18 protein-coding genes are annotated in these 26,783 nt (G+C 63.2%); 6 read left to right on the top strand and 12 right to left on the bottom strand.

Annotation, left to right across the window (positions count from 1 at the left end):
• Window positions 1–22 precede the first annotated feature (22 nt).
• Window positions 23–1,531 carry an MFS transporter gene (locus tag QZH52_RS29755; RefSeq protein ID WP_301814549.1) on the bottom strand — a complete coding sequence of 503 codons (1,509 nt, stop codon included), beginning with the start codon at window positions 1,529–1,531 and terminating at the stop codon, window positions 23–25.
• A 37-nt stretch (window positions 1,532–1,568) separates the two neighbouring features.
• Window positions 1,569–2,453, bottom strand: a complete 885-nt coding sequence (locus tag QZH52_RS29750; RefSeq protein WP_301814548.1) for a polysaccharide deacetylase family protein — start codon at window positions 2,451–2,453, stop codon at window positions 1,569–1,571.
• Window positions 2,454–2,862: 409 nt separating this feature from the next.
• On the opposite strand from QZH52_RS29750, the gene QZH52_RS29745 reads away from it, so the two are divergent.
• From QZH52_RS29745 to QZH52_RS29730, 4 genes are all read left to right on the top strand, one after another.
• A complete protein-coding gene (locus tag QZH52_RS29745) occupies window positions 2,863–3,228 on the top strand; it encodes a helix-turn-helix domain-containing protein (RefSeq protein WP_366919327.1) in 366 nt (121 codons plus the stop codon).
• Window positions 3,229–3,507: 279 nt separating this feature from the next.
• Window positions 3,508–4,572 (top strand): CCDC34 family protein, encoded by a 1,065-nt coding sequence (locus QZH52_RS29740; protein ID WP_301814545.1) that lies wholly within the window; start codon window positions 3,508–3,510, stop codon window positions 4,570–4,572.
• A 200-nt stretch (window positions 4,573–4,772) separates the two neighbouring features.
• Entirely contained in the window at window positions 4,773–5,123 is a 351-nt protein-coding gene (locus QZH52_RS29735) for a nucleotide pyrophosphohydrolase (protein WP_301814599.1), read from the top strand.
• A gap of 22 nt (window positions 5,124–5,145) precedes the next feature.
• Entirely contained in the window at window positions 5,146–7,629 is a 2,484-nt protein-coding gene (locus tag QZH52_RS29730) for a DNA/RNA helicase domain-containing protein (protein ID WP_301814544.1), read from the top strand.
• 429 nt (window positions 7,630–8,058) lie between these two features.
• On the opposite strand, the gene QZH52_RS29725 is transcribed toward QZH52_RS29730, so the two are convergent.
• From QZH52_RS29725 to QZH52_RS29710, 4 genes are read right to left on the bottom strand one after another with little or no spacing between them, the layout of a single operon-like run.
• A complete protein-coding gene (locus QZH52_RS29725) occupies window positions 8,059–8,808 on the bottom strand; it encodes a DUF6339 family protein (protein ID WP_301814543.1) in 750 nt (249 codons plus the stop codon).
• Window positions 8,792–9,646: a hypothetical protein gene (locus tag QZH52_RS29720; RefSeq protein WP_301814541.1), complete on the bottom strand. Its 855-nt coding sequence runs from the start codon at window positions 9,644–9,646 to the stop codon at window positions 8,792–8,794. The genes QZH52_RS29725 and QZH52_RS29720 overlap by 17 nt, the downstream gene beginning before the upstream one ends.
• 1 nt (window position 9,647) lies before the next feature.
• Window positions 9,648–11,492: a hypothetical protein gene (locus tag QZH52_RS29715; RefSeq protein WP_301814540.1), complete on the bottom strand. Its 1,845-nt coding sequence runs from the start codon at window positions 11,490–11,492 to the stop codon at window positions 9,648–9,650.
• A 48-nt stretch (window positions 11,493–11,540) separates the two neighbouring features.
• On the bottom strand, window positions 11,541–11,762 hold the full coding sequence (locus tag QZH52_RS29710) for a hypothetical protein (protein ID WP_301814539.1): 222 nt from the start codon (window positions 11,760–11,762) through the stop codon (window positions 11,541–11,543).
• Window positions 11,763–12,159: 397 nt separating this feature from the next.
• Here QZH52_RS29710 and QZH52_RS29705 point away from each other — a divergent pair, with 397 nt between their 5' ends.
• Complete coding sequence (locus QZH52_RS29705) at window positions 12,160–13,746, top strand: DNA cytosine methyltransferase (RefSeq protein WP_301814538.1); 1,587 nt, start codon at window positions 12,160–12,162, stop codon at window positions 13,744–13,746.
• Here QZH52_RS29705 and QZH52_RS29700 read toward each other — a convergent pair.
• The gene (locus QZH52_RS29700) at window positions 13,692–14,162 is read right to left on the bottom strand and encodes a very short patch repair endonuclease (RefSeq protein WP_301814536.1); all 471 of its coding nucleotides are present in this window, start codon (window positions 14,160–14,162) and stop codon (window positions 13,692–13,694) included. The genes QZH52_RS29705 and QZH52_RS29700 overlap by 55 nt on opposite strands.
• Before the next feature lie 165 nt (window positions 14,163–14,327).
• Here QZH52_RS29700 and QZH52_RS29695 point away from each other — a divergent pair, with 165 nt between their 5' ends.
• Window positions 14,328–16,100, top strand: a complete 1,773-nt coding sequence (locus QZH52_RS29695) for an ATP-binding protein (protein WP_301814534.1) — start codon at window positions 14,328–14,330, stop codon at window positions 16,098–16,100.
• 721 nt (window positions 16,101–16,821) lie between these two features.
• Here the strand turns inward: QZH52_RS29695 and QZH52_RS29690 are convergent.
• The 5 genes from QZH52_RS29690 to QZH52_RS29670 are packed head-to-tail and all read right to left on the bottom strand — an operon-like array spanning window position 16,822 to window position 26,728.
• On the bottom strand, window positions 16,822–18,627 hold the full coding sequence (locus QZH52_RS29690; RefSeq protein WP_301814533.1) for an AIPR family protein: 1,806 nt from the start codon (window positions 18,625–18,627) through the stop codon (window positions 16,822–16,824).
• 1 nt (window position 18,628) lies between these two features.
• Entirely contained in the window at window positions 18,629–19,633 is a 1,005-nt protein-coding gene (locus QZH52_RS29685; protein WP_301814532.1) for a PD-(D/E)XK motif protein, read from the bottom strand.
• The gene (locus tag QZH52_RS29680; protein ID WP_301814531.1) at window positions 19,617–22,478 is read right to left on the bottom strand and encodes a Z1 domain-containing protein; all 2,862 of its coding nucleotides are present in this window, start codon (window positions 22,476–22,478) and stop codon (window positions 19,617–19,619) included. Before QZH52_RS29680 ends, QZH52_RS29685 begins: the two co-directional genes overlap by 17 nt.
• Before the next feature lie 30 nt (window positions 22,479–22,508).
• Entirely contained in the window at window positions 22,509–23,963 is a 1,455-nt protein-coding gene (locus QZH52_RS29675) for an ATP-binding protein (RefSeq protein WP_301814530.1), read from the bottom strand.
• Window positions 23,964–23,998: 35 nt separating this feature from the next.
• On the bottom strand, window positions 23,999–26,728 hold the full coding sequence (locus QZH52_RS29670) for a sigma-70 family RNA polymerase sigma factor (protein WP_301814527.1): 2,730 nt from the start codon (window positions 26,726–26,728) through the stop codon (window positions 23,999–24,001).
• Between the last annotated feature and the right edge of the window lie 55 nt (window positions 26,729–26,783).

Here is a 26,783-nt window from a genome sequence, read left to right as displayed (position 1 = left end):
CCCTGGTGTCGTTGTTGATGATTCATTTCAAAGTCCGCGGGTCCACATGCGGCACCAGCCACATCAACCCGCCCGACAGCAGACAAGGCAGCGCGCCCCAATACAGGGCCGCCTGCACCCAGTCCGCCCCCGTCGACAGCGTGTGCGTGATGCCGATGCCCGCCACGATCGCGCCGAGCTGCCCCAGCGCCCCGATGAACGCGCCCGCGGTCGCGCGGATGCGGCTCGGGAAGCTCTCGCCGATGAGGAACAGCACCGCCGCATACGGCCCCATCAGGAAGAACAGCCCCAGCGAGTACAGCGGCACGATGCGCCAAAAGTCGCCTTCCGGCGCCTGCAACATGGCCCAGAAGGCCAGGCCGCCCACCATCCAGCCCAGCGCCACCGTGTTGCGGCGGCCGATGCGGTCGCCCAGCCAGCCGTGGAAGACGTAGCCGAGAAAGCCCGCCAGGTTCGAGACGATCAGCACCTGCAGCGCGTTCGAGAAGTCCACGCCCTTGCCCGGCGTGCCGCCCGAGCCGCCCAGCACCGAGGTGCCGAGCACCGTGAAGATCACGATCGCGAACCAGTTCAGCATGAAGGCCAGCCCCAGCGACAGCAGCGGCCGCAGCGACTCTCCGCTGAACATCTCGCCCAGCCCCGTGCCCTTGCCCGCCTCGGCCGCGACCCCGTGCGCGGCGGCCAGCTGGCGGGCATCGGCTGAGCGCCCCGCGCTGTGCAGGTCGGCGATGCGCCGCGCCGTGAGGAACTGCGGCGTCTCGACCAGCCGGCGCCCGAGGATCACGATCACCACGGCCGGGAACATCGCGAACAGGAACGACAGCGACCAGCCCCCGCCCGCGCCGAACCAGCTTTCTCCCAGCGGATAGAGGACGGCGACCAGCACGGCCGTCAGCACCGCGCCGATCGGCCAGCCGCCCTGCACCAGCGCGTAGATGAAGCCGCGCCGCCGGGTGGCGGCCGGGTGGGTGTGAACCACGGCGAACAGCTCGGTCAGGTAAGTGGCGTTGATGGTCTGCTCGGCGTAGCCCAGCCCCGCCAGCGATCGCACCAGCACCAGCAGCACGAAGCCCAGCCCGGCCGTTGCGCCGACCACCCAGCCCGCGACAGCGGTCAGCCCCGAGCAGATCGCCGCGCCGCAGACCGCGATGATGATGCCCTTGCGGCGCCCGAGCCGGTCGACGATCGGCCCGATGCCGAAGGCCACCAGCCCGGTGCCCAGCGTGACCCAGGTGTTGAGCCGGGCCTGCTCGGCGGCCGTCCACTGGAAGTGGTCGCCCAACCGCGGCAGCAAGGTGCCGAAGAGGATGAAGTCGTACACCGCCAGGGCCCAGGCGAAGAAGCAGACCCAGGTGGCGTAGGTGACCTGCTTCGGCGTGACCTCGGGCGGCGCCCAGGCGGTGGTGGAGTTGCTGCTGCTGTCGTCGGCGGTGTTTGTTGCTGCCGCTGTTGCAGTGGTGTCGTCAGGCCGGGTGTCGAGCCGGACGGCGTTTGCGGCGTCGCCGCGCGCTGTGGTGGTGGTGGCGTCCATGTGGGTGCATCGCTACTTCGGGTGGTGGTCGTGGCGATCAGGCGCGCGGCTGGCGGCGCAGGAAGTCGTCCGCGACCTGGTCGTAGGTCGCGAAGCGCACGCCCGGAAAGGCCTGGAAGTGCGCGATCAGGCGTTCGAGCATCAGCAGCACCTGCGGGTGGCCCGAGACGTCGGGGTGCAGCGTGATCGGGAACACCGCGTAGTCCATCTCGCGATACACCCAGTCGAACTGGTCGCGCCACATCTGCTCGACGTCGCGCGGGTTCACGTAGCCGTGGCTGTTGGGCGACTTCTTGATGAACATCATCGGCGGCAGGTCGTCGAGGTACCAGCTGGCGGGGATCTCGACCAGGTCGGTCTCGACGCCGCGCTGCAACGGCTTCATCCAGGCATCGGGATGCTGGGTGTAGTCGATGTTGGTCCACTTGTCGCCGACGCGCACGTAGTAGGGATGGAAGTCGTGATGCATCAGGCTGTGGTCGTACTTGATGCCCTTCTTGACCAGCAGCTCGTTGCTGACCGGGCTGAACTCCCACCACGGCGCCACGTAGCCGGTGGGCGGCTTGCCCGTGAGGCGGGTGACGAGCTCGATGCTCTTGTCGAGCACGATCTCTTCCTGCGCGGGCGTCATCTCGATCGGGTTCTCGTGGCTGTAGCCGTGCAGGCCGATCTCGTGCCCGGCATCGGCCACCGCCTGCATCTGCGTGGGAAAGGTCTCGATCGAATGGCCCGGCGTGAACCACGAGGCCTTGATGTCGTGGCGCTCGAAGAGCTTCAGCAGCCGGGGCACGCCGACCTCGCCAGCGAACATGCCGCGAGAGATGTCGTCGGGGGAATCCTGGCCGCCGTAGGAGCCGAGCCAGCCGGATACGGCGTCTACGTCGACGCCGAAGGATATGTAGATTTCTTTGGACTTGGTCATTGAGTTTTCTCCCTGGGTTATGGAACAAGCGGAGCGGGGGCTCCACGGAACTACGTGATGCGGAGCACGCGTGAGTCGCCCCGCTGCGAGTGCGCGGATCGGAAGTCGCGGGCAAGGGCGACGACACACCTGAGACGTCAAGCCGCGAGCGCTGTCGGCAGACGAGCGCGAGCGCGCGAGGCCCAACGGTCGCGATAGAGGTAGAGGATGTGCGGGCGGCGTTGCAAGACGGCCCGTGCCTAGCGGCGGCGCTACGGCAGCGATGAATTCTGTGTGCGGTTCATGTTGTCTCCCTGGGACTTTTGATTCCCTATGTGGCGGTGAAAGCTGGCGCTCCCGCGAGCACGCTCTCACATTATGTGTCGTTTAAGACGTTTCCTCCATAGGCACATTCCTTGAGTCTTAGGCGATGGTGACCGCAACAGCCCCGAAAACTAGAAGTCGACCCAAGAAGACGCCCCGCGTTCCAAACCCCCTGACGATCGCCATGGGGCAAAACCTGCGACGCATCCGAAAGGCATCGGGCAAGACGCAAGTGATGCTCGCCTTCGAAGCCGAGGTGGAGCGTTCCCGCATTTCCAAGCTCGAATGCGGCTACATCAATCCCTCGCTACTCACTCTGGGATCGATCTGCTACTGCCTCGGGACCACGCTTTCGGTCCTGTTTGAAGGCATCACAGAGACGGTTCCGCCATCGTCCAAGGGCGGTCCTCTGCGCAGGTCGAACCAGGCGGTGTTGGAGAAGGCACCGAGCAAAGCCAGAAGCGGACCCTGACGGAATGACATGTCGCGCCATGCGGCGTCAGCGCAGCACTTTCGTTTCCTCATCGGCCGCCTTCTGGAGTCACCCCAGACGCGCGCGAATTGTGCGGTGGCCAGCATGCCACGACATCCCCAGACAATGTTTCGGCAACGACCGACGCCACGCGGGTCCATCGCTGTCGCTCAGCGTACCGAGCCGCTGCGGACTCTGCCGCGCTCGCAGCCTAGGATCACAGTCGACCGAGAGCACCTTTTCGCGCACATCCCTGACCGAGCCAAGTAGCCAACCACTATGAGCAGTTCGACCCTTCGAGACATCGCGGTCCACTTTCGCGTGAACGACATTCCGGGCGCGATGATCCCGTCAACACGCTTGAGCAACATCCTAGAACGCATGCATCTCGGGCTACCGCTCAGCACGCTGTCCTTGAGATACCTGCTGGATCACGACCTGATCGATCTGCACAGGCTCGCCATCGGCGAGGTCCCCTTTGAGGAATACGCCGCGACCGCGATTCGCGCGAAACAGTCCCGCCAGCACGCCGCGGAGCTTGAGCGCGAAGCCAAGGAGGCCGAGAGTCTTGCCAGAGAAGCCGCATGGCGAGATCAATACGCTACGCAACTCAAAAGTGAGGAAGCCGCGCGCAAGGCCCTCGAAAGCGATCCCAAGCACATCGCCAAGATGAAAAGCCAGGCCCTACGGAGGAAGTACGGGATGGACTACATCGATGAGCCCCTGTATCCCCGGATGATGGCCATCATCAAGCGGCTGGACGCTGGTGGCCGCCTGACTGAGGATGATGCTGTCTGGCTCAACACCAGGGCCAATGAGCACTTCACCGATGCGCTCCGCGATGCTTACCACCTCGTTGAGGCGAAGTTCCTCGCCAGCGAGTACCGGCGCACCAAGGACCCGTGGCATGCGATCAACGCCAGCGGCCACTATCGCAAGTGCCGCGAAGCTGCAGCGGCGGTCGAACTTCTCGATACCCTGCCCGGCCACCAGATCCGCGACCCCAAGATTCGATCCGCCGTGTGCACGACGCGGGGCGGCGGAATGCGCGATCTAGGCCGCTTGGATGAGGCCCTGGTTATGGGAGAGCAAGGCCACCAGCAACAACCCAGGGATTTCCGCCCGTGCACGCTGCTTGGCGCCGTGCACATGGAACTCGGAAACTTCGGCGATGCCCGTGACTGGTACGCCAAAGCGGAGGACAGAGGCGCCAGTGAGCGATCCATTGACTCGGATCTGCGAGGGATCCTTCGACGGTTGGACAAGACCAGGCGCGAAGCGATGAGAGCCTTCCTCGTGGCAGAGAACCCTGCTCGATACGGCTGGGCCAACAACGTCAAATAGCGAGGCGCTTGCGGAGTGAAGATGCCACTTGATCCATGTGACCCGGAGCTAGAACCTTCAGCTCGGACATGGGCAGGCGAACTGCAGCAAGGGTAGCAATCTTGGGTGGGCTGTTTTGAGGCTGGTCGACAGATAATCGACCGAATTCAGTTGCATCCTTGATCCAACGTTCGTCCTCGAAGACTATTTCTATAGCAGACATGCCTGACTCCTTAGCTGACCTCTCTCGGCAACTGCAGAAGTTCGCCAACGATCGCGAATGGCAGCAATTCCATTCGCCAAAAAACCTCGCGTCGGCGCTCATCGTGGAGGCCGGCGAGTTGCTTGAACACTTCCAGTGGATGACTGAGGAGCAGAGCCGCGCACTCCCCCAGGAAAAGCTGGAGGCAGTGGCGGCAGAAGTATCGGACGTCCTGCTGTACCTGGTCCAGCTGACAAACGCGCTGGGCATCGATCCGATCGCGGCAGCGCAAGCAAAGCTGAGCCTCAACGAGCTGAAGTACCCGGTCGACCGCGCGCGCGGCAGCAGCAAGAAGTACGACGAGAACTGAAGGCGCCGCGGCGACAACACGCGTGATCATTTACCAATCGACAAAAACCCAGTTCCTGGAACACGCCTGGGGGGATGACATCGAGGCTGTCGTCTCCCGACACTTTCATAGTGCGACAGGCCGAAACGTTGGCGCATCGGAAATCCGATCGTGGAAGAACTCGCTGATCGAGATGGCCAAGGTGCTGAGGGATGAGGAAATCCCCGCGGATGCAGGGGTGGCGATCGAATACCAGCTGCCGCAAACCTCGAAGCGGATCGACTTCGTGATCACCGGCGAAGACGCCGCGGCACGGTCGAAGGTGATCATCGTCGAACTCAAGCAATGGTCCGCCTCTCGGCGCAGCGACAAGGACGCCGTCGTCTGGGCGCGTCGCGGCGGTCGCTCCGGCGAGACCGAGGGTACGCATCCGTCATACCAGGCTTGGTCATACGCCGCCTACCTCCAGGACTTCAACGTTGCCGTGCAGGATGGCGAGATGTCGGTGCAGCCGTGCGCGTACCTCCACAACCATCCGCGAGATGGCGAGATCGATCACCTGCACTACAAGGAACACCTTGCGCGCGCACCGCTGTTCCTTGCGCAGGAAAGAGCGAAGCTTCAAGCATTCATCCGTGAGCACGTTCGCCATGGTGACAGCAAGGGCGCGCTGTACGCGATCGAGAACGGCCGCATCCGACCTTCGAAGATGCTGATCGACAGCGTTGCCGGGCTGCTGCAGGGCAAGCCGGAGTTCGTGCTGATCGATGACCAGAAGGTCGTGCACGAGACCATCATGCAGGTGGATGCCCGGGCCGCGCAGAGCAAACAGGTCGTGATCGTCCAGGGCGGACCGGGAACGGGCAAGTCAGTCATCGCCATCAACCTGCTCGGCGCCCTCCTCGCCCGGAAGCGAAACGCACGCTACGTCTCGAAGAACGCGGCGCCGCGAGCCGTCTACGAGGCGCGCCTGGCAGGCACGCTCACGAAAACGCGCATCAGCAATCTGTTCAGTGGCTCTGGCGCTTTCGTCAACGATGCCGCCGACACGTACGACACCTTGATCGTCGACGAAGCGCATCGGCTCAACGAGAAGAGTGGCCTCTATCGCAACCTCGGCGATAACCAGGTCAAGGAGTTGATCCGTTCCGCGCGCTGTACGGTGTTCTTCGTCGATGACGATCAACGCGTCACGCTTCTCGACATCGGACACACCGAAGAGCTTCGTCACTGGGCGCTCGAACTCGGGGCTGAAGTGACCGAACTGCAGCTCTCTTCGCAGTTCCGCTGCAATGGCTCCGACGGCTACTTGGCATGGCTGGACGATACCCTTGCCATTCGCCCGACCGCGAATCCGGTCCTCGAGACAGATAGCTACGACTTCCGCGTTTTCGACAACCCGGCCGACCTGCACGCGCTGATCGCCCTGAAGAACCAGGCGAACAATCGCTCGCGCGTTGTTGCGGGCTATTGCTGGAAGTGGCCGAGCAAAAAGAATCCCGAAGCCTGGGATATCGAACTGTCAGCCTTCGACTATCGACGTCGCTGGAATCTCGACAAGGATGGCAGTCTTTGGATCGTGACGCCGGGTTCAGTTGCGCAGGTCGGATGCATCCACACCTGCCAGGGGCTCGAGCTCGACTACGTCGGCGTCATCATCGGGCCGGATCTCGTGTATCGCAACGGCGCCATCGTGACCGACGCGACGAAACGAGCGTCCTCGGATCAATCGGTGAGAGGACTGAAGAAGATGATGAAGGCGGATGCCGAGAGCGCACGGGCGCTGGCCGACATCATCGTCAAGAATACCTACCGGACGCTAATGACGCGTGGCATGAAGGGATGCTATGTGTACTGCACCGACGCGCCGCTGGCGGACTATCTTCGAAGCAGGTTGGGTTCCAGGGCCGCAGTCCACGCGATCGAGAGCCTCGGTGCCTCGGTTCAGACGGCTCCTACCGCCGTCTCGAACGTGCATCCTTTGCGCAGGGTCTCCAACGAAGAGCGATTCGCTGGGGTATCCGCTGCCCCTGTCGTGGATCTGCGCTTCGCAGCGGGAGCCTTTTCGGATGTGCAGGTGCTCGAGGACGGCGCACAGGATTGGGTGGCCCTGCCCGACTGGATTCGGCCCCAGCCTGGTCTCTTCGTCGCGCAGGTGCTGGGCGAGTCGATGAACCGTCGGATTCCGAACGGGGCTTGGTGCCTGTTCCGCGGGAATCCGGGTGGCACGCGACAGGGCAAGGTCGTTGTCGTTCAACATCGAAGCATCTCAGACCCCGAAACGGGAGGAAGCTTTACCGTCAAGTTGTATGCGAGCGAGAAAGTTTCCTCTGAGGATGGCAGTTGGCGGCACGAGCGCATCACGTTGCGGCCGGACTCCGACCAGCTTGGCTTCGAGCCGATCGTCGTTCAACTGGGGGACGGTGAAGAGAGCTTTGCGGTAGTGGCAGAGATGCTGACGGTGTTGGAGGCTGCGAACGAAATGACGACAGGAAGCGGGCATTCGCTCTCCGGTGAGGAGCTGTAGCCCGGAACGGTAGTTTCCTACGGCGCGCCGTCGGCGTCGCAAGTAGATGCTGCGATCTGGGCCGGAACGGTCGACATCGGAGGCGTTGGAATGACAAACCCATTGCGGTGCACTGCGGCGTCGCGCTGTGGGCCGCCAGAGCTTCTTTCAACAGCCGAGCGCCCGTCAGGCGTCTCGCAGTCGATCGCGAGCCCGAACTCTTCACGATAGGCTGTGCGCTCTAGTCGCATCGGTCTTGTCTGCCCGCTGCTTTGCGCCCAGTGCGATTTCCTCCGCCTGGAGGGTGCCCACCATGCACTGGCGAATCTCGTCAAATGCCCAAAAACTGCGCCACACGCTTGAGCTCGGACGCTCGTGAACGCCAAGCCACGAAATCCGAACCCCTCAATTTTCGAGTCAGTTCCCGGGGCCACTCACCGGATTGAGACATCACGCAGGCGCCGCCGCAGTCCGGCGGGCTTTGGCGATGCCCAAGCACTGACCTAGGTGGATGTCGATTTCCTCGGTCTTCAGTGCCTCGAAGATGATGCCTCCACTACGCTTGTTGACCTCAAACATGAAGTCAGCTACAGCGGCGTCGTAAGTTGTGAACCACTCGTCGTCAAGCAGGCGAACAATGCCACTGAGAAGCGGCTGGCGAAACGCGGTGTCGGCCCGATCGATCACCTGCAGTCGGATGTTCGCTCTCGCCAGCAGTCGTTTCAGCCCGAATTCAATATCATCAGGGCACGCGAGCGCAGCGATGTGACCGTTCCACCATAGCCGGCCAATCGCATTGTCGTCGCGGCACCCCGTAAAGCCCGGGGCGAAAAAGTGCAGACGAACCTGATCGCCCAGTTTTTCACCTCCACGCAACCAGCGTTTGCGGGCGTACTGCAAACATTCGACATGGCATAGGCGGGCCCAAATCCGCTCGTCCCTAGCCAATGCTGGGGTCATGCCCTCAAGCCCTCTGTAGATCAACAGCGAGTTCTTAATCTCAGCCTCTGGAGCGCCTGCCGGGTCCAGTTCCGCCGCCAAGCTCGAGTCCCAGCGCGCAACGGTCGTTTCAATAGCCCACCCACTCTCCCGTTCAATATCGGAAAAATCGCCCGCGCTGTACCGGTCCAAGTTGGCTTCGCGTTCATTCAAGAGTCGATCGACGGTGGCTGCCGAGAGCAGCTTAAGCGGTTGCGACATCGACAGAGTCCTCCTCGTAAACCAAGGCAGCCAACGAGGCAAAGGGCTGCTCCAAAAGGCGCTGAGCATCCGTCAAGAGGTCAGGCTTCTTCACGTCAACGCGGACAAGTTCGCATCTCGCACGGAAAGGGTGAAGCCATCGGTATTGTTCGAAGGGCTCGTAGCCTTCCGACAGCTGATCGAGAACCTGCATCACAATCGGCACGAACAGGCTGTTCATCACGACGGCACGAGTCGCGTCGTCAGTCAATCTGAGAGACTGAACCAATTGGTAAGTCCTCTCGCCCATGCGCACGATGATGCGATCAGACTGGGTATCGATATCGAACTTGCCCTCAGTGATCTCGTCGGACGAGATGATCTCGAAAACGGACTCGATGGACGGAAGCGGGGGGCGTGTGACCTCGATGACCTGCTCATCGTCTAGTGCAAGGATCTGTCCCGATTCGATTTCGGAGCCTTCACTGAATTCAGCGTGCGCACCTTGAGGCTTGTACCCGGCAATGCGGCTGGTGGACCACACCATCGGCCGCAACTGCACATTGCCCAAGAGCGCACCGGGAGCAAAGTGCTGCACGCCCGACGGAAACCCAAAATGTTGAAGGCGGCGCAGTCCAGTCTCCTGACACCGGATGTAGCAGCCGAACGTTGCGGAGCCTTCTTGAATCAACCTGAGAATGTCAGGTTGATCCATTGCCGCAGCGCAGTGTATCGACACCCGATTCTCATCGCGTTCCTCGCGAAAACTGATCTCGGTTGCAATCGTTGCGCCGGCAATGTCCGTCGACCAAGGTGCGAGCACTGGATGCGGAAAGCTCGTCGTTTCAGAAATCTTCATTTCAAGCCAACTCCTGCGTCTTGACTGCGATGGCGGTCAGTTCGATGGGACCACGGAAGGGCTCCGCAAACGCGACGTCAACGCCGACCCGCTCTCCTTTTCTTACACGGAGGGCAATGCGGCCGTTGGCAGTTCTCCCACTTGAAGACCCTGTCACGACCAACTCCACATCACCGCTAAGCCCCGACGCGGCAACACTGAGTTCCATATCGCCGTCCATGTCCGGCGTGAAAAAGATCGTCCGTCTGGATGCGTCCTTCTGGTCCGGCAGTACTGAACGGAGGTCCCTCAATGGCAGCGCCGGGCGCCCTCCGGCCGAGCGGCGGTCTCCCTTCCCCGTCTTCATCTTCGTAGCCCCCCCCTTCGCTCCCCCTTTGCCCGTGCCCTTGCCGAGCGCACCTGGGGGCTTTGCCCGCCTATTCTTTCGCGCAGAACCATAGAGAAAGCGCTCAGGATCTTCCTCGACGTTCTTGCAGCCGCCATCTCCTCCGTCCGCAAACAGATGGGAAAGTTCGTTGAGCTGACTACGACTGATATCGTCGATTTTCGCGACTGACCTGATGATGTCCCGCATCTGTTTGATCAGCGACTTGATCTGCTTCTTTGCAGCCTCTCGCTGGCTCGTGTCGACGATGCGCTCGGGTTCCAACGAATCATGCGCGGGATTCTCCAACCGCTTGAGCAAGGAACTCGGCTCGCGTCCGCCTGGAGTCTGGGCGGGCTCCAGCACCGCGGTGAACTCGCGGGTCCCAGGGAAGCGCCTCAAGGGCTCGGAGAATCTGGCGAAATTGTCGGTGATGTAGATCCCATTGCGCAGCACGTGTACCTCCCGTGGCATGCCCTCCTTGACAAGGAGGTGGAACATAAAATTTCCAAGGCCCGAGACACTGATCGTGCGCCGAAGTGTGGCTTCGGACCTCATGCACTCCACGAGCCTGCGTGCTCGCTCAAGTTCTTCCAGCTGATCGGCCTCGGCCGCGATCCGCTGCAGCATTTCGCCGGCGAGAACGCTGTCGAGAGATACCCGGTTGATTGGCTTGCCCCCTACCGAGAATTCAATCTCCCCGCGCTCGATCGCAAGAAAGAAATTCGTGACCAAAGAGAGCGTCATCCGATCCTCCCAGTGATCCTGCTCGCGAAAGCCGATCGAGAAAATGGATGCCCCGACTTCGTCACGCGCCATCCAAGTCGGAACCTCCGCACTGCTTTCTATCGCAGTGAAGCCCGCGTTGCCCCAGTAACCTTCAGCAGAGAGCTGCTTATCCCCGTCAGTGTGCGAGACCAAACGCAGACGCCCCTGCGCGGCAAACTTCTTCTCACCGGAATGCGCATCGCGGTAGCAAGTGGAGTAGATAACCGTCTGCAGGTCGGACACAGCGAAGGCGGCGTTCTTTCCGATGCCGAACGAACCAGCCGATGTTGCATCGCGCTTGTTAGTGACGCCATCACCTTTCACCAGCGCCGAGAACACCGACTCCGGGTCCGTGGTTGGGCCCGTCAGGCCGGTGGTGTGCCGATCAGAGATCTCCAGCACCTTGATGACAGGAGCATTGATGGTCTGAAGGGCCCGCGTTAGGTGCTGCAAAGTCTTGACATCGTGAGTCGCCGCCAAACAGCACTCGATCGAATGCTGAAGCTTGTCGGCAAACGGCACATCACTCCGGGCCATGCTACGGAGATCAAAGCTCACGCAGACCGGGTGCCCTCCGGCGGAGGCATCGCGGCTGTTCTGGCCAGTCTCACGCGCGCAACTCGTATAGGGGGATCCGCGGAATGTCTCGAATCCCGCATAGGCGAGTCCTTCGACTTTGCCCGCCTCATTCGTCAGAAACCGAATCTCTGCCATTGATAGTCTTCTCCTACACCTTGGTGATCGACGCTCTCGCCCGCAAAACTACAGCTTGAACTCGCCTCCTCCTGCCTCCCCACCTCGGGAGAACCGTGCCTTGGCCGTGTCCAGCGCCTTTTGAAGAGCCAGGAACATCTTGCGCACGTCCGCGTCCGTGAATTCATAGGCCGAGCGGTTCGACAGATTCCCAATCAGCTGAAGATCCTTGATAGTGCGGCTCACCCGCGCCTCGGCAAGCTCCACGAACTTTTCTCTCTTGTCATTCATACACAGCAAATGTGCAGCCTGCACATCGAATATTTATGAAACATTTTACGAATATTTCTCAAACATTGTGGATTGTCAAGCGATTTGCCGCCGATTCGGGATGCACAGCCCCGGTGTCGCTGACGCGATGCGTCTCCGACTGAGCACTGCGAAGGACCGAACTAGGAGCGCAATCGCGCTCCACCAAGCGCCAACGCCTCAACGCGGTGGCGCCATGGCTGCTCGCCTGTAACCAATCGCTCATGCCGGGCAAGCCTCTAGGTGAGAATCGGACCGATGAAGTCGTCCTTGTCGTCACCCGGACGCGACAGCTGCGAGTCGCCATCCTTTGCCATGCACCGAATCGCAGGTGCCACCTGGTAATATCGGAGAGCGCTTCGCCTCCCTCCTCATTCGCATGTCAATTCCCATCATCGATCTCTTCGCCGGCCCCGGAGGCTTGGGAGAAGGCTTCGCATCGCTCAAGGATGACCGCGGCAATCCGGTTTTCCGCCTTGGCATCTCGATCGAGAAGGAGTCCAGCGCCCACAGCACCCTGCTTCTGCGCGCCGTCTATCGCCTGCTGGATGGCACGGCCGCCGAGCGTCACTACTACGACTACGTGACCGGCGCCATTTCCGGCGACAAGTTCCGGTCCATTCCGGCGGTCGCCCGCGCGTTCCGAGAGGCTGAGACGGAAGCGCGGCAGTTCGAGCTTGGGAAGACCAGCGAAGCCCAGATCGATACGGAGATCCGGAGTGCCTTGAAAGGCAGTACTTCCTGGGTGCTCATCGGCGGGCCGCCCTGTCAGGCTTACTCCCTGGCCGGAAGGGCACGCCGGACAAACGACGTCTCGTTCTCCAGCGACGTGAAGCATTTCCTCTATCAGGAATACCTGCGCATCATCCGGGTCCACCGGCCCGCCATCTTCGTGATGGAGAACGTCAAGGGACTGCTTTCCTCGAGGCACTCGGGGGTCTCGATGTTCGGCCGGATCATCGACGATCTGTCGAGTCCTCACGACGGCGTCGAGTACGAAATACGTTCGTTCGTGTGCAAGGATCAGGGCCTGGGCCTAGCTCCCGAGGACTACCTCATCGAGGCGGAGAAGTACGGAATTCCGCAGGCACGTCACCGGGTGATCCTGCTCGGCGTACGCAAGCCGGGAGCTTCGGTCCCGCATGATCTCCTCAGACCCATGCGTCCCCTCGGCGTGCGCCAAGTCATCTGGGATCTGCCCGCCATCCGCAGCAGGCTGTCGCGCGGCGACGATTCACCAGAGGCGTGGCACAAGGCTGTCGCGAAATCGCACAAACTGGTCAAGGGGTGGCGCGCAGGCGCCGCACCAATGATCGCGGAACGGATGAGAGCCTCGGCGGCATCGTCCGCGTCGCTCTATGGCACCGGCCATGCCTTTGTTGCCGTGTCGCCAGCGAAGGCTTCGGGACGGCTCGGCGCGGAGGAGGCCGCCTACCGCCAATGGGTCCTGAGGCCCAAGGTCGGCGGGGTCCTGCAGCACGAAGCCAGGTCGCACATGGAAGCCGATCTTGCGCGCTATCTCTTCGCGGCCACCTACGCACGGGAATTCAATCTTTCCCCGAAACTGCCGGAATTTCCACCATCGTTGCTGCCGGAGCATCGAAACGCGTCCGGCGATGAAGGCGCCCCGGTTCCGTTCTCGGACCGATTCCGCGTTCAGTGCGGACACGAACCCGCCTCGACCATCGTTTCGCATATCGCCAAGGATGGGCACTACTACATCCACTACGACCCGGTCCAGTGCCGAAGCCTCACGGTGAGGGAGGCGGCTCGTCTGCAGACTTTCCCGGACGACTATTTCTTCGAGGGCACCCGTACGCAGCAATACACCCAGGTCGGCAATGCGGTTCCTCCGCTGTTGGCCAACCGGATCGCGACGATCGTCTGGAAGATGCTGGGGCAATCGGTCTCTCAGGGCAGCTCCAGTCGATTCCGACGCGCCCCAGCGCCGGCCGCGGCCGCCTGATCGATCCAGACCTCCAACCTGGCGAACTGCGACGGCTCGAGACCCGTTCTGCCGATCGCGCATTCCCAGACCACGGCCACCCGCCAGCCGAGTGCTTCCAGCTGCCCGATCGTCGCTGCGTCGCGCGCGACATTCGCCGAGAACTTGGCCGCCCAGAACGAGGCATTGCTTGCGGGCGTGGTTGCCTTCGGGCACCCCTGGTGGCGATGCCAGAAGCACCCATGGACGAACACGACCGCCCGATGCCTGGGCAGAACAATGTCTGGTGACCCTGGCAGGTCACGCCGATGAAGCCTGAATCGGTAGCCTGCCGCGAACAGCTGCTTGCGGAGCGCAAGCTCCGGTCGGCTGTTCTTGCCCCGAATTCCTGACATCATCGAACTTCGAACTGCGGGACTGACGATGTCGGCACACATTCTTTTCCCGATCCGGTCCCGGTGGCCAGGACCCACATTTTTCGACCATTGCATTGTCAAGGTGGCGAAGCGGGTTGGTTGATGTCCGGTGGCATTTGTCGTCCAGATCCCCGGCAAGTGAATGTAAAGTTGGCAAGCAGCCAGACGGCGACTACAGGACAGACCGTGTCACTTCGAATCACATCAATTGATTTTCAGCACTACAAGGCGTTGAAGCGATTCAGCATCGAGCTTGAGCGCGTCAACCTTCTCACCGGTGCGAACAATGCGGGCAAATCGACTGTGATCGGGGCTCTTCGCGCCCTCGCAGTCGCGCTGAGGACTGCCCGGGCGCGATCTGCGGACAGAGTGACTGTCGGCGGCACACGACGCCTCGGCTACCGCATCAACCAACGACTGCTGCCGATCTCGGTGGAGAACGTCGCAACCAACTATGAGGACGGGGAGTCCACCGTCACCTTCCACCTTTCAAACGAAAGCGAGTTGGCTCTGTACTTCGACCGCGAGGAAGGTTGTGTGCTCGTGGCAGACGGTCCGGGCTCAGCCGTGACAACCGCGAGCGCCTTCCGCTCCCGGTTCCCTCTTGAATTGAACGTAGTTCCAGTTCTCGGCGCCGTCGAGCACAAGGAGATGCTCCTTGAGGAGGACACGGTCAATGCAGCTCTGGCTACGCCGCGGGCTTCGCGACACTTTCGCAACTACTGGTACCGGCGGCAAGACGAGTTCACGAAATTCGCCGACCTTGTGGCTGCCACATGGCCTGGAATGGTCATCAAGCCCCCAGAACTCGACTTCATGTCCAAGGAACTCTCGATGTTCGTTTCCGAGGACCGTGTCGACCGTGAAATTCACTGGGTGGGATTCGGGTTCCAGATCTGGTGCCAGCTCTTGACGCATCTGACCCGGGCCGCGCCCGGCTCGCTTGTGGTTGTAGATGAACCTGAGATCTATCTTCATCCGGACATACAACGCAAGCTTCTGCATGTCATGAAAGGATTGGATGCGGAGATAGTCCTGGCAACCCACTCGGCGGAAATACTGGCCGAAGCTGACCCGGCTGATGTCGTGATCATTGACAAGAACAGGCGCCGCGCTGAGCGCCTGAGCGACATCGGAGGTGTACAGCGAGCGGTCAAGGTTCTCGGTTCGCAGCAGAATCTCGTTCTGGCCTCGCTTGCCCGCAATCGACGATTGCTTTTCACCCAGAACCCTCATGATTTTCTTCTCCTGCGCCGATTTGCGAGGCGGCTGGGTTACGGCGAGCTGGCGGCCGGCACAGGATTGACGTCCATGAGTGCCGGCAGTCTTGACAGGTGGGAGCGGGTCAGGGACATGGCGGAGGGCGTGGGTGTTGCCGCCGGGAGCGATCTCGTGGTTGCGGCCATCTGGAGCCGAGAAGCTCGCCCGGACGCCGAGATCGAAACCATATTGACGGCAATGCGCCCCTCGGTGGGCATTGCACACGTCCTGCGTCGTTGGGACCTTCAGGCCTATCTGCTCGTACCTTCTGCGTGGGACCGCGCGTTGCAGCTCGAGTTGAACAAGCAGCGGAAAGCCAAACCTCTCGGCCTGGACATGGAAGCAATTCTGATGGAGGTGACTGAGGACATGCGAGAAATGGTCGCAGAGGAACGCGCCACCCATCGCACACGATGGCTGCTCGAGAGCTTCGGGCAAGCGCCGGATCCGCGAGCTCCACTGGAGACCGCTCCTACTTCGGACGATTCCTTCGAAACTTCCTGGCGCTCGCCGTCGGAGCGGCCGGCCTTGCTTCCGGGAGCGCGCACCATGCGTCGCCTGAACGAGAGGATCCTGCAGCTTGCAGGCGTGACCCTGTCCGAGGCGCGAATCGTCGAGAGCATGCAGCCGGAGGAGATCGCGCCCGACCTGTGCGCCCTGCTGGTTGAATTGGACAAGTTCCGACAGATCGACGTATGAACGGAAACCAAGTTGATGGCGGTTCGGAGGGGACGCCAGTGCCCCAGTCCCTCGCTGATCTTCTATGGGAGCCTGAAGGTGAATTGACTCGGATCTTGCCTCCGGAAGGGGAAAGCCGTCGCATACGCGAGGCTGCCAAGAGGCTTCAGCAGCATCAGACCGAGCACCGCCAAATCGACGTGGCCGCGGAATGGGTCGACGTGGGAATCGAGCTCCCTCGCAATGCGAGAAGGCGTACAGCCATCCTGGGCCGCACGCCGGCGCGAGGGCCAGATGTCAATTCGGCTGATCCGATTCAAAAGCAGATGTCGGCTGCCCGGAAGGGATCGAACTTGGCGGAGGACGCCTCTGAGCTCCCAGAAACGACCCTGTCTGAACACGCAAGAGCACGTGAGTTCATCGCGCGAATCGTCCAGCTCCTGGCTTCCCCCGAACTTCAACGAAGGTTGTCTTCCAAGCTTCCCGGCAGATCATTGCAGCGAGAGATAGTTCGCCTCTGGTTCGTTCAATACCGACCCGTTCAATGCGAGGACCTTTTCAGCGCGAATGCTGCGTCAGGTCTTCGTGGACTGTCTGGACGGATGCGTCAGCTCCTGCCGAGAGTCGAACTCTGGTCATTCGACATCGACCTCCTGCTGGCCGACCAAGACTGGCGTGAGCTGACAGGCTACGCACAAATTGTTCTTGCGCAGATTCGTCCCGCTGGTCGCCCTGAGGAACGCTAGACCGCCGGGTTCGAGTGCTCCATGCCGCCCGATGTCTTTCTGAGCTCGGGGACCGACTCGTCGGGTTGCGAGTAGCTCGCGGCCAGGACCTTCTCACGGCACTCGGACTTCTTCGCCCATTCAGAGATCATCCGGCCTTCGGCGGTCCGATGAAGGTGCTCTGAAACTTCCCGCGCCCAGCGGGCGATTTGGTCCATCAGCTGCGGGGATCCGCCCTGAGCGGTCCATATCCTGTCCAGATCCAGCCGGGTGCCGATGGAGGCGGCCATGAGCGAGAAGGTGTAGGCCGTGATGTTCGCCTGAAAGGCCGGGAACATGGCCCGGATCATCTTCTGGGCGTCCCTGTAGAGCTTCGCCTTGGCAACCATCCGCTTGTACTCCGCCACGTCCGGGATTCGCTCCTGGGCGCCCTCGCCCGCGAGTGTCTCCATGAATTGCTCGAAGTTCTTCTGCGAACCGCGGCTGACGACATCGGGCAGGCAGTTCCAGGCGGTCAGGTACTTGGCCAAGTCCGTCTTGGTGATGCGGCGGGCCGCCGGGATCTGCTCCCTGAGCTGACGCAGTTTGGCCGGCGTGGTGCCGTCCCTCGACAGCATCGTGTTATAGCTGCCGGCCGCACGCTCGTAGAACCACCGGCTCTTTCCGTCGGGGCACCAGACCGAGAGCGACAGGCGTTCGACCTCCACATGGAAGGGCTTGTTCGCGGAAAGATCCGACTGCTTCACGGCGTTCTGGCTGTTCGCATAGCGCGAGATGTCGGCAATCAGGGCCTCCTCACCGACCGGATCGTGCGTGCGCATGACGATGATCTTCGCCGGCACCCGCACGCGTGAGAGATCGGTGTCCGGATACTTGCGTTTGGCGAAGTAGATCGACGCGGTCGTCTGTCCGCCATTGACGATCTGCAGGCCGCGGAGCCAGGCGATGCCCGGCACACCCGGGCCGGCTTCACCCAGCCTCATCTCGTCGGCGACCATGACGATCCCGTTGTTGTAGGCCATGAACCGGTCCGGCGCATTGCGCAGGGTGCTCTGGATGCCGGCGTTGACGCCCTTCCCCTTGACGCTGAGGAAGGAGCGGACGTTGGCCTCCAGCAGGCGGGCGCCGTATTTCTCGTAGAGGCCCCGGAGGGCTTCACCGGGCACGGCCGTGAGCGCATAGTCGTAGTCTTCCCCGCCTCCGGGCACGTACACGCAGGGCAGCGGGGTGCCGCACACCTGATTGAAGTCGACCACCAGCTCGTCCCGGGGCTTGCCCTCGGCCCAGTGCCGGTGCAGGCGGCCGATGTCCATGACCTCCAGATGCACCATCTTGCCGCCGATCTCGCGGGGCTTGAACTGCAGCGTCTTCGCAGTCCGGTCGGTCATGACATAGATGCGAATCTGCTCGAGCTCGTCGTAGAGCCCCTGGATCAGTTCGGCCAGGATGCGCACCTCATCCGAAGGATCGAGCTTCGCTGCGAGCGAGCCTTCCGCGCACATCTTCAGAAAGCGCAGGCACTGCTCCGCGGCACGCATCGTCTCCGCGTCCTGGACAGCGACCAGCTCGTCCACGCCCTCGTACAGGCTGACGAAAAGATCCAGCTGTTCCTGCTCCTCCGAGATCGAGTACCCGCTCAGGTGGACGTTGGCGTTGCCGATCTTGCGTGCGAAGTGCGTCGGCTGCGGCTCATAGGTCATGCCGATGTCAGCCATGTGCTGCATCACGACCTCGGTGAAGGCGCTCTCGGCAAAGGGCTGACCCTCCTCCGTCAGGGTCCGGACCTCGGCCTGTGTGTCGCGCAGAAAATCGATCAGTTCCATCTCAGATTGCTTTCAGTTGGGTCAGGGCCTCACGCAGGCCGGCATCGGGCGTCTGCGCCTTGTCCACGTCAATCGCATAGGAGGCGCGCAGCACCCCCTGCGGCACCATTTGCGAAGTAAGGCGCGGAAATCCCGCGTCGACATGAAGAAACCGGACCTGCGTGACCGCCAAGGTGCGGATGTAGTGTGCGGCGTGCTCCTCGCGGTAGCCCGAGGCCAGGAGGCACTCGTCCAGGAGCCGCTGCGCCTGCGCATCGCCAGAGACGCACTCTCTGGCCACTCCGATAATTTCCGGCAGGGAACGGCCGCCACCGGTCTGGCGCAGCCGGACGGCCGCCAGAAAGAGCGGCTGGCGCTGGGTGTCGTCGAGCTGATCGAGACTGGCGACCCGGGCCGGGAAGCCGTCCGTCGCCAGCGTCGTCTTCACCTCGATACCGCCAGTCCCCAGCTCGAAGTCCCGCAGGCCATCCAGAGGTCCGCGCCATGCCTCGCAGACCTGGACCGGATCCAGGCCCTGGTCCAGCAGGGCCAGAAGTATCTCGAGCTCACCGAAGAGGCCCGTCTCGGCCTCCGGCCCAAGCGGCTGGCCGCCCTTGCGCATGAACTCCTGCCAGGCGCGCACGCGCCCGAGCAGAAGAGCGACGGCTCTGGGGCCATCGGCGGCCGGACAGGGCGCCAGCGCGGCCGCGACGTCAGTGGCCATGGCGGCGAACATGTCGACGTTGCCGTCCTCGCGACGGGTCAGCGCGATCCAGGTGACCGCATCGCCGAGAGAGGTGCGTTCGACCAGAAATCCGGCGCCACCGGGCAGTTGCAACCCCGGCGCCACGACTTCGGCAGGGAAGCGAACCAGGATGGCTTCTGCCCCACCAGGGTAGCGCCTGCCGGCATGGACGGGCACCGCGCCCACGGGCGAGATGACGATGCTGCGCCAGCCCTGCGCGCTGTCGCTGGCTTTGGCAAGCGATGCCCAGGCCAGGGTCAGTTCATCATTCGGCAGACTCATACTGCTCCTCCCAGAGGAGGTGGTCGACCTTGTATTCGACGGAGACTTCCTGGTCGCTGGAGGGGAAGCTGACCGCGAACCCGATCACTGGCAGTTTCCAGTCCGGAATGATGGGATCGTCTTTCTCGCGCCAGGGCGACAGAGGATAGAGGAGAAGCAGGCCGCGGTGACCGGGGCCTGCGTGCTCCCTCGTCCGGAGGTCTCGCAGGGCCCGGCCGCCTGCGCGCTCGGGCCGGGGGCGCTTCTTGTTGCCCTCGCGCTCCCATGCCGCCACAGTGGCCCCGAGTGCGCTCTCCCAGTCCGCGAAGCCCACGTCGATGCCCTCGTCTGCCGGATCGGTCAGAACACCGATGGAAAAGCCACGCGTTGATTTCGACGACCGGGTGGGCATGTCTTTCACCTCGATCCCGCCCGGGAAGGTATAGGAAGGATGGCCGCTGCCGGCCTTCCCCTCGGCCACGAGGGCCACCGTCCAGAGGTCCAGCTCGCCGCGGTCATTCATTTCTTCGATGAACTCGGCCATCACGGTGCCGTTGGCCCGCTCGATGCCAGGTGCCGTGACGTAGGACTTCAGGAATGCCGTCACCGCAGCTGCCGGGATATCGCGCCACACCCGGGATCGCTTCCACCTGTCCGGCGGGAGGTCCGGCCGCTCCTGCTCCGGCCCGGTCACCGCCGGCGGGCCCATCGTGGTGATCAGCTGTGCGGCGGCATCCAGGTTGCCTTGCAGCGCGCCCTTCGTGCCGGGGAAGGCAATCGTCTGCGTCAGAGAGCCGCTGTAGGAAAGGCGCACAGTCTGTGCCGTACGCATCTTCATCGGCGAGGTGACCAGCAGGCTCGGATGCGCGGCGACCTTCAGGCCATAGGTGTCCGGCGTGCCGCCGACAGCCACCATGGCATCGAACTCCTGCCGCAGTTCCTCGGCCGCATCGGCGATCAGGCCGAAACTGCGGATCAGGTCTGACGTGGTGTACAGGCGGCACACGTCCAGATAGCCGGGCCGGTAGCCGAACCAGCGGCCCATCTGCATCAGGGTGTCGTACATGCGTGTGGTACGCACGAAGTAGCTGGTGATGAGCCCCTCCAGCGTCAGGCCGCGCGCGAGCTTGTCTCCTCCGATGGCAATCACCTTCAGACCGGTGGTTTCCTTCTCGACATAGTCCAGCGCGTCCTTGGCCGAACCGTTGATGGTCTTGACCACGATGTCGGCGGCGACGTCGGGCAGCACCCGCTCGATGTCCTCCCAGGCCGGCAGCGCTGGCAGCTGGTCGGCCTCGCCGACCGCGTCGCGGACGACGTCATGCGTGGGCACGAAGTCACGTTCCCACTGCTCACGCATCTCGGCGATGAGTGCGGCCTCGTCAATCCTGCGGCTCAGGCGCTGGACCACCCGCTTGACGTACTCGTCCACCTGGCGGCGCACATGGTTCTGCACCGCCGTGAAGCGAGTCACATGGATCAGCATCGAGCAATGGCGCGACCTTTGCCCGCGGCAGGCCCTCGTGGCACAGGCCAGAAGAAATGATCGGACGGCCGCCTGGAGGGACGGCGGCAGCGCATCCTCGCCCTTGAACATGGGAATGTGCTGCTTGTCATGCCCGGGTGGCATCCAGCCCTTGCCGTCATCCGTCACGTGGTCGCTGAAGGCATGAATCAGCGGCAGGCCATCGACCCGCTCGCCATCCGGTCCGGTCAGGCCGAACACGCGGGTGGGGCCCACGTAGTTGTCCGGCGCGGCCAGGTTCCGGATGAAAGAGCGCGGGAACAGATCCTCACCCTCTTCCTTCGTCTTGGCGCGGCGGTGGATGAACACGTTGGCGAACGGGGTAGCGGTGTAACCGACATAGGCGGACTTGGCGAACGTGGCCAGGATGCGCCGGATCAGGCTGTTGATTGCTTTCGGCTCGTGCTCCGGATCGGGAACACCGTTCTCGTCGAATTCCTGTTCGCCCGTGTCCACGGAGGCGTTGTCCGCCTCGTCGTCAATCACGAGCAGCGGCAGATTGGTCGAGATCCTGCGGCCGGTTTCGGGATCGGTGGCGTTCGCCACATGGTTGCTGCGCATCCATTTCAGCAGCCGCTCCAGCACCGACTTGTTCTTCTTGACGACGAAAAGCCAGGGTCGCTGCTCAGGCGAGACCGAGAACTTCTGCGCCGCGGCGCCGTTGAAGTCCCCCTTCTCGTCGCGGGAGGTCGCGCAGTTCGGATGGATATCGGGATCCCGGTCCTCGAAGAAGACTCCTACCGGATTTCCGGGCTCGCGGAATGGCGATGTCTCGTAGCCCAGGAAGGATTCCTCCAGGCGGATCTGTGTCTGCGAGCGCAGGTTGTTGTGCATGCCCGCGAGCACCACGATGATCTTGTAGCCGGCGTCAGCCGCTTTGCAGATCAGAGCCGAGTAGCTGCTGGTCTTGCCAGACTGGACGTGCCCGACGACGAGGCCGCGGCGGTCCCAAGGCGCCTCGCGCGCGGGATTTTCCAGCTGCTCGATGATGCCGTCGGTGGAACGATCCAGCGCCTCGACGACACTCACCGGCATCGTGCGCTCGAGATAGCGCTGCAGGCGCTGCCAGTAGCGCCAGTCTTTTTTGAGCGAGGGGTTGAACCAGTCCTCATGCCCCGCGGAGTCGCTCAGTGCCGCATCGTTTGGCACCCAGTGACTGAACCTGCGCACGAGCTCCGCGACAGCAGCGTCCTTGTCGAAATCACCTGGGCCCAGGCCCAGCGTAAGCGCGGCCAGGCTCACCTTGTCGGCGATCAATTTTGGTGAACGGGTGCTCTCTTCGGGCTCGTTGCGCAGCAGGATCTGCGCAATGGAGATCACGTTCAACTGCATGTCTGACATCTGACAGTTCCTCTTGTTCTGATTTTTTTGCTACCGCTCCAGGCGCAGCGATGCGACCAATGCCGGATAGTCCTGAAATGGCTCGGTGGATGCAAGAGCTTTCCTGGCGAGTTCCTCGCTCATGCCGCGGCGCATCACCATGTCACGGAAGAGCACGTTCAGGACCGACCGCACCTGCGCGTCGGGCTCACCGGCGAAACCGGTGCGCGGTGTGTCCTTCGCCTCGGCAGTGTCGAGCCAGATCCGCTGGACCGGAACGGTCTCCTCGATGACCCGGAGCATCGCCCGCACCAGTTCAGCATCGTTCTGGCAGGCGTCCAGGACCGCTGCGACAGCGGGATGCTTCTGATCGATGCGGTACTTCACACCTGCCGCACCGGTTTCGGCGCGCCAGGCCAGCTCCACCGCCGCCGCGCCTCCCTGTCTTGGCTGAGGCGCAGCGCGGAAGGCGAATACCCGCCGGGCGCGGTCGCGGGTGTCCTCAGCCAGGCGGGTGAGCCACGGACGCAGCGACACGGGCGGCCGGGCCGTTGATTTGCGGATGTCGATCTTCCAGGCCGCGTCGGCAGTGTTGGTGATGTCGAGCCGAATTCGTGCGAGGCGGAATGCCTCCTCGCGGTTCCAGGCGCGCCCCTTGCCCAAGCCGAGCCAGCCACCTGCCAGCAGCAACCGGTTGTTGCGATAGACGTAGAAGCCCTGCTGGGCGTTCCAGCCGGCCGGGCCGCCGAAACGCTCGAACTCCTCCTGTTTGAGGCGGTCCTTGTGCGGCAGCACATGGCATTGCACGGACACGACACCATTGTCCGTGAGCCTTCGTTCTACGGGCGACTCCCAGGGCTTGGCGGGATGGCCGGTCATGAATGGATCCCAGGGCTTCACCGCACGCTCATTCAGTGTGAGACGAATGCTGCGACCCGTTTCCCCGATCAGACGGTGAAAGACCATGGCGAGGTGGTGCTCGACCTCCTCGATCACATCCAGAAAGTGCTCCGGCGTGAAAGCACTCGTGACGATCCGGTCGAGAACCTCCCACAGCACCAGCGTACCGCTGTCGCGCTGCTGCAGCGGGCTGATGAGGGCGGCGGATTCCGGGTCCGGCCCCTCCAGCAACGCCCACCCGATGGCCGAGTTGCGGGCCAGCTCATCCAGGTCCCAGCGCAGGCAGGCGGTCGCGCCATCGCGCCGGGTCGCCACAGTCAGACGCCGGCACTGCGAGAAGGATGCTGTCTTCAGACCCATCCCGAAACGCCCCAGGTCACCGGCGTCGCGCTGGTCCAGAGGGTTCTTGTCCCCGAGCGTCATGGCCTGCTCGAGCGCGGCGTCGCTCATGCCGTGCCCGTCATCCAGAATGACGACCCGGCTTCTGTCGCCGTCCCAGGTGAACATGATGTCCACGTTCGTGGCGCCTGCGGCAATGCTGTTGTCGACGATGTCCGCGAGGGCGGCACCAGTCGAGTACCCCATTCCCCGCAGGGCCTCGAGCATTGCTGTTGCCCGCGGCGGCGCGGATCGCCATGACTTCATTTGCGGTACCCCACACCCGGGACGAACTCGAAACCCGTCGCGACTAGGCTGTGCACCAGCCCGGCGGCCGCTTCGGGTGCATGCAGCACTCCGAAGGTGTGGCGTTCGCCGGCGTCCGTCTGCTCGACCGATACGGGAACGCCCAGCTCCCACGCCGCATCGGCCAGCGCGCGGACGGTCGGCGCAGGTTGCTCCGGGGCCGGCGCGACCAGAAGGACCGGAGACTCCGGTTCCTGGGCGTCAACGATGACGGCAGGAAGCTGCGATGCATCCACTTCCGCGAAGTCTTCCGCCGCATCGCGCGCCTTGGCCGTACGGGCGGGCCGCGTGCCAGGCGCTAGCTTTGCATCGCCGGGAAGGCCTCTGCCGAGGCGCCTCATGAGTGCCTTCCGGACATGCGGGGAGCCGAGGCCGCGAAGCAGTTTCGCCTCGATCTGCCGGATGCGCTCGCGGGTCAGCTCGAAGGCTGCGCCAACCTCCTCCAGGGTCCGGGCGTCCGGCGTCCCGATGCCGTAGCGCTGTCGCAGAATCTGCGCGTCCTTGAGCTTGAGTCCGCTCAGAAGGTCCTGTACCACCTCAGCCTCCTGGCGCCGTGCAACCTCGACGGTCGCATCGTCGCCATCGTCCGAGTACAGCGCGTATTCGCAGGAGGCCTCATCCAGATCCATCTGCGGCGCCGCGGCCCCGACCAGCAGAGCCAGTTTCGCGACGGTCAGCCCGCACAGCTCAGCCTGCTCACTCTCGGTGGGCGATCTGCCGTTGCGGCGCTCGAACTGCTCGGTTCCCACGCGCAGACGGTAGAGTTTCTCGTACATGTGAACAGGCACACGGATCGGCAGCGACTTGTCCGCGACGCCGCGCGAAACGGCCTGGCGCACCCACCAGGTCGCCATGGTCGAGAAACGAAAGCCGCGCGTCCAGTCAAAGCGGTCAATGGCGCTCAGCAGGCCGAGGTTGCCTTCCTGGATGAGATCATCGACCGGAATGCCGGAATTGATGTAGCGCCTGGCCACGTCGAACACCAGGCGCTGGTTGGCTTCCGCCATGCGTGACCTGTGGACCTGCAGCTGTGCAATTGCTGCACAGAACGCGCGTGCTCCTGGATCCTTGTCCGCCCGCGCCAGGTCCTCGAGCCTCAGAAGAAATGAGCGCCGGAAGTTCAGCCGTCCGAGTTCCGACCGGAGCTCGCCGGACTGTGAACCGGGTGCGCTTGGCGCCGCACGCAGGGACACGATCCGTTCGAGCACTTCGCCCGGCTCAGGTGCGGGCGCCTGCGCCCCTTCATTTTCCGCTTCCGGATCCGGCTCGCCGGCGGACTGCCCATCTTCCGGATCGGTATCGTCCGAAGCGGCGTCCTCCGCGTTGCCGCGCGCCGGGGAGGACAGGACAACGCTGGACAGCACAGACGCATCGGCGTGGGCGGCTGCGAGCAGCCTCTCGATCTCGTCAAGAGCCCTGGGCCATTGCGCAAGTGCATCCAGCGCGCACTCTGCCGCTGCGGACATGCCGCGGGCAGTCTCCTGCTCCTGCTCAGGTGTGAGGAGCGGGTGTCGCGCTGCTGCCCGGTAGTGCATCCGGATCGGATCCGTTCGGCCGGACACGATGTCCTCGAAATGGTCCAGCGCCGGGCCGACGGCGGCCTCTTCATCCTCGTCCGCCCTGTCATCGACCCAGACCTCGAAGTTGTCCGCTGGAACCGCTGAGCTGTTCTCCTCGCGTTCGTCGATGTCCGCACCCAAGTCACCGATCACGAACGCAAGGGCCGCTTCGGCGCCCGGGTTTCGGTCAGCGCCGTCGCCATGCGCGGACAAGGCGTTCTCGATCGCGATCGAGGGGACGCTGCCCTCGCGGATCGCGCGAAGAAGCAGACGACGAACCAGATGCCGAGAGTCGTCTACGGTCCGCAGCCGGACGGCACGCTCCGGGAGCAGACCGGCGGCTTCCTCCCACTCCGGCTCGGTGCCGGCCGGCACATGGCGGCTGATTTCTTCCTGCCGGTCGGCCTGTGCCCGGATCAGATCAGGATCGACGGTCGGCGGCTCGGACGACTCCTCGGGTTCCCAGCCGCAGGAGGACAGGAAGTCATCCTCCCCTTCGTCGGCCAGCCCGTCGGGCGTGGAGAGACTTTGCTGGGCGGGCAGAGCGGTGCCGGTGGCAGCAGGATTGCCTGCAGGGACGACCATGGCGTCCGTCAGTTGAGCGTCATCTTCTGCGTCCCAGGAAAGCGCGTCTGCGGGATCATTGCCCGCGACAGCGATGGTCAGTGCGTCATGCTGCGGGCCTGACGCCGTGTCATCCGTTGGCAGGGGCAGACTGGCTTGATTCGGGGACAGGTGCGTCGCGGGAATCGGGCTTTCGGCGGTGACAGCGGAAGCCGTCACAGACGGCACAGCCGGCGCGGGGGACATCACCGGCTCGATGTGGCGCGATATCACGCCAGTGGCAGCATGCGCGGAGGATGCGCGCGCGATTGCCAGGGCATCGCGGCCGGCCGGGTCCGTCGCGGTCGCGTCCGCACCAGCGTCCAGCAGCAGTTGACAAACCGCGGCGCGATCGCGGGATGCGGCGATCTGCAACGGCGTCATACCCTTCTCATCCCGGCCTTCCAGATCGTCACCGCGGCCGATGTGCAGACGCACAGCGGCCTCGATCCCGGAGGAGACCGCGATCTTGAAAAGGCGCGCCAGCGGGCGCGGGCTGTCAGAGTTCAGTGCTGAACCGGCCATGGTCTGTGAAGTGCGGGCAACAACGCTCGGGAGGGAACCTCCCGGTCGGAGACTG

The organism is Variovorax ginsengisoli (genome assembly GCF_030486595.1).
Lineage (GTDB): Bacteria > Pseudomonadota > Gammaproteobacteria > Burkholderiales > Burkholderiaceae_C > Variovorax > Variovorax ginsengisoli_B.
Note: the sequence above shows the minus strand (reverse complement) of the source record. Positions and strands in the feature narration are given on the sequence as shown.

What these genes read in the sequence shown, in the direction of transcription:
- QZH52_RS29755 (WP_301814549.1), bottom strand. Translation starts at nt 1,531, where the DNA reads ATGGACGCCACCACCACCACAGCGCGCGGCGACGCCGCAAACGCCGTC.
- QZH52_RS29750 (WP_301814548.1), bottom strand. Translation starts at nt 2,453, where the DNA reads ATGACCAAGTCCAAAGAAATCTACATATCCTTCGGCGTCGACGTAGAC.
- QZH52_RS29745 (WP_366919327.1), top strand. Translation starts at nt 2,863, where the DNA reads ATGGTGACCGCAACAGCCCCGAAAACTAGAAGTCGACCCAAGAAGACG.
- QZH52_RS29740 (WP_301814545.1), top strand. Translation starts at nt 3,508, where the DNA reads ATGAGCAGTTCGACCCTTCGAGACATCGCGGTCCACTTTCGCGTGAAC.
- QZH52_RS29735 (WP_301814599.1), top strand. Translation starts at nt 4,773, where the DNA reads ATGCCTGACTCCTTAGCTGACCTCTCTCGGCAACTGCAGAAGTTCGCC.
- QZH52_RS29725 (WP_301814543.1), bottom strand. Translation starts at nt 8,808, where the DNA reads ATGTCGCAACCGCTTAAGCTGCTCTCGGCAGCCACCGTCGATCGACTC.
- QZH52_RS29720 (WP_301814541.1), bottom strand. Translation starts at nt 9,646, where the DNA reads ATGAAGATTTCTGAAACGACGAGCTTTCCGCATCCAGTGCTCGCACCT.
- QZH52_RS29715 (WP_301814540.1), bottom strand. Translation starts at nt 11,492, where the DNA reads ATGGCAGAGATTCGGTTTCTGACGAATGAGGCGGGCAAAGTCGAAGGA.
- QZH52_RS29710 (WP_301814539.1), bottom strand. Translation starts at nt 11,762, where the DNA reads ATGAATGACAAGAGAGAAAAGTTCGTGGAGCTTGCCGAGGCGCGGGTG.
- QZH52_RS29705 (WP_301814538.1), top strand. Translation starts at nt 12,160, where the DNA reads ATGTCAATTCCCATCATCGATCTCTTCGCCGGCCCCGGAGGCTTGGGA.
- QZH52_RS29700 (WP_301814536.1), bottom strand. Translation starts at nt 14,162, where the DNA reads ATGTGTGCCGACATCGTCAGTCCCGCAGTTCGAAGTTCGATGATGTCA.
- QZH52_RS29690 (WP_301814533.1), bottom strand. Translation starts at nt 18,627, where the DNA reads ATGGAACTGATCGATTTTCTGCGCGACACACAGGCCGAGGTCCGGACC.
- QZH52_RS29685 (WP_301814532.1), bottom strand. Translation starts at nt 19,633, where the DNA reads ATGAGTCTGCCGAATGATGAACTGACCCTGGCCTGGGCATCGCTTGCC.
- QZH52_RS29680 (WP_301814531.1), bottom strand. Translation starts at nt 22,478, where the DNA reads ATGTCAGACATGCAGTTGAACGTGATCTCCATTGCGCAGATCCTGCTG.
- QZH52_RS29675 (WP_301814530.1), bottom strand. Translation starts at nt 23,963, where the DNA reads ATGCTCGAGGCCCTGCGGGGAATGGGGTACTCGACTGGTGCCGCCCTC.
- QZH52_RS29670 (WP_301814527.1), bottom strand. Translation starts at nt 26,728, where the DNA reads ATGGCCGGTTCAGCACTGAACTCTGACAGCCCGCGCCCGCTGGCGCGC.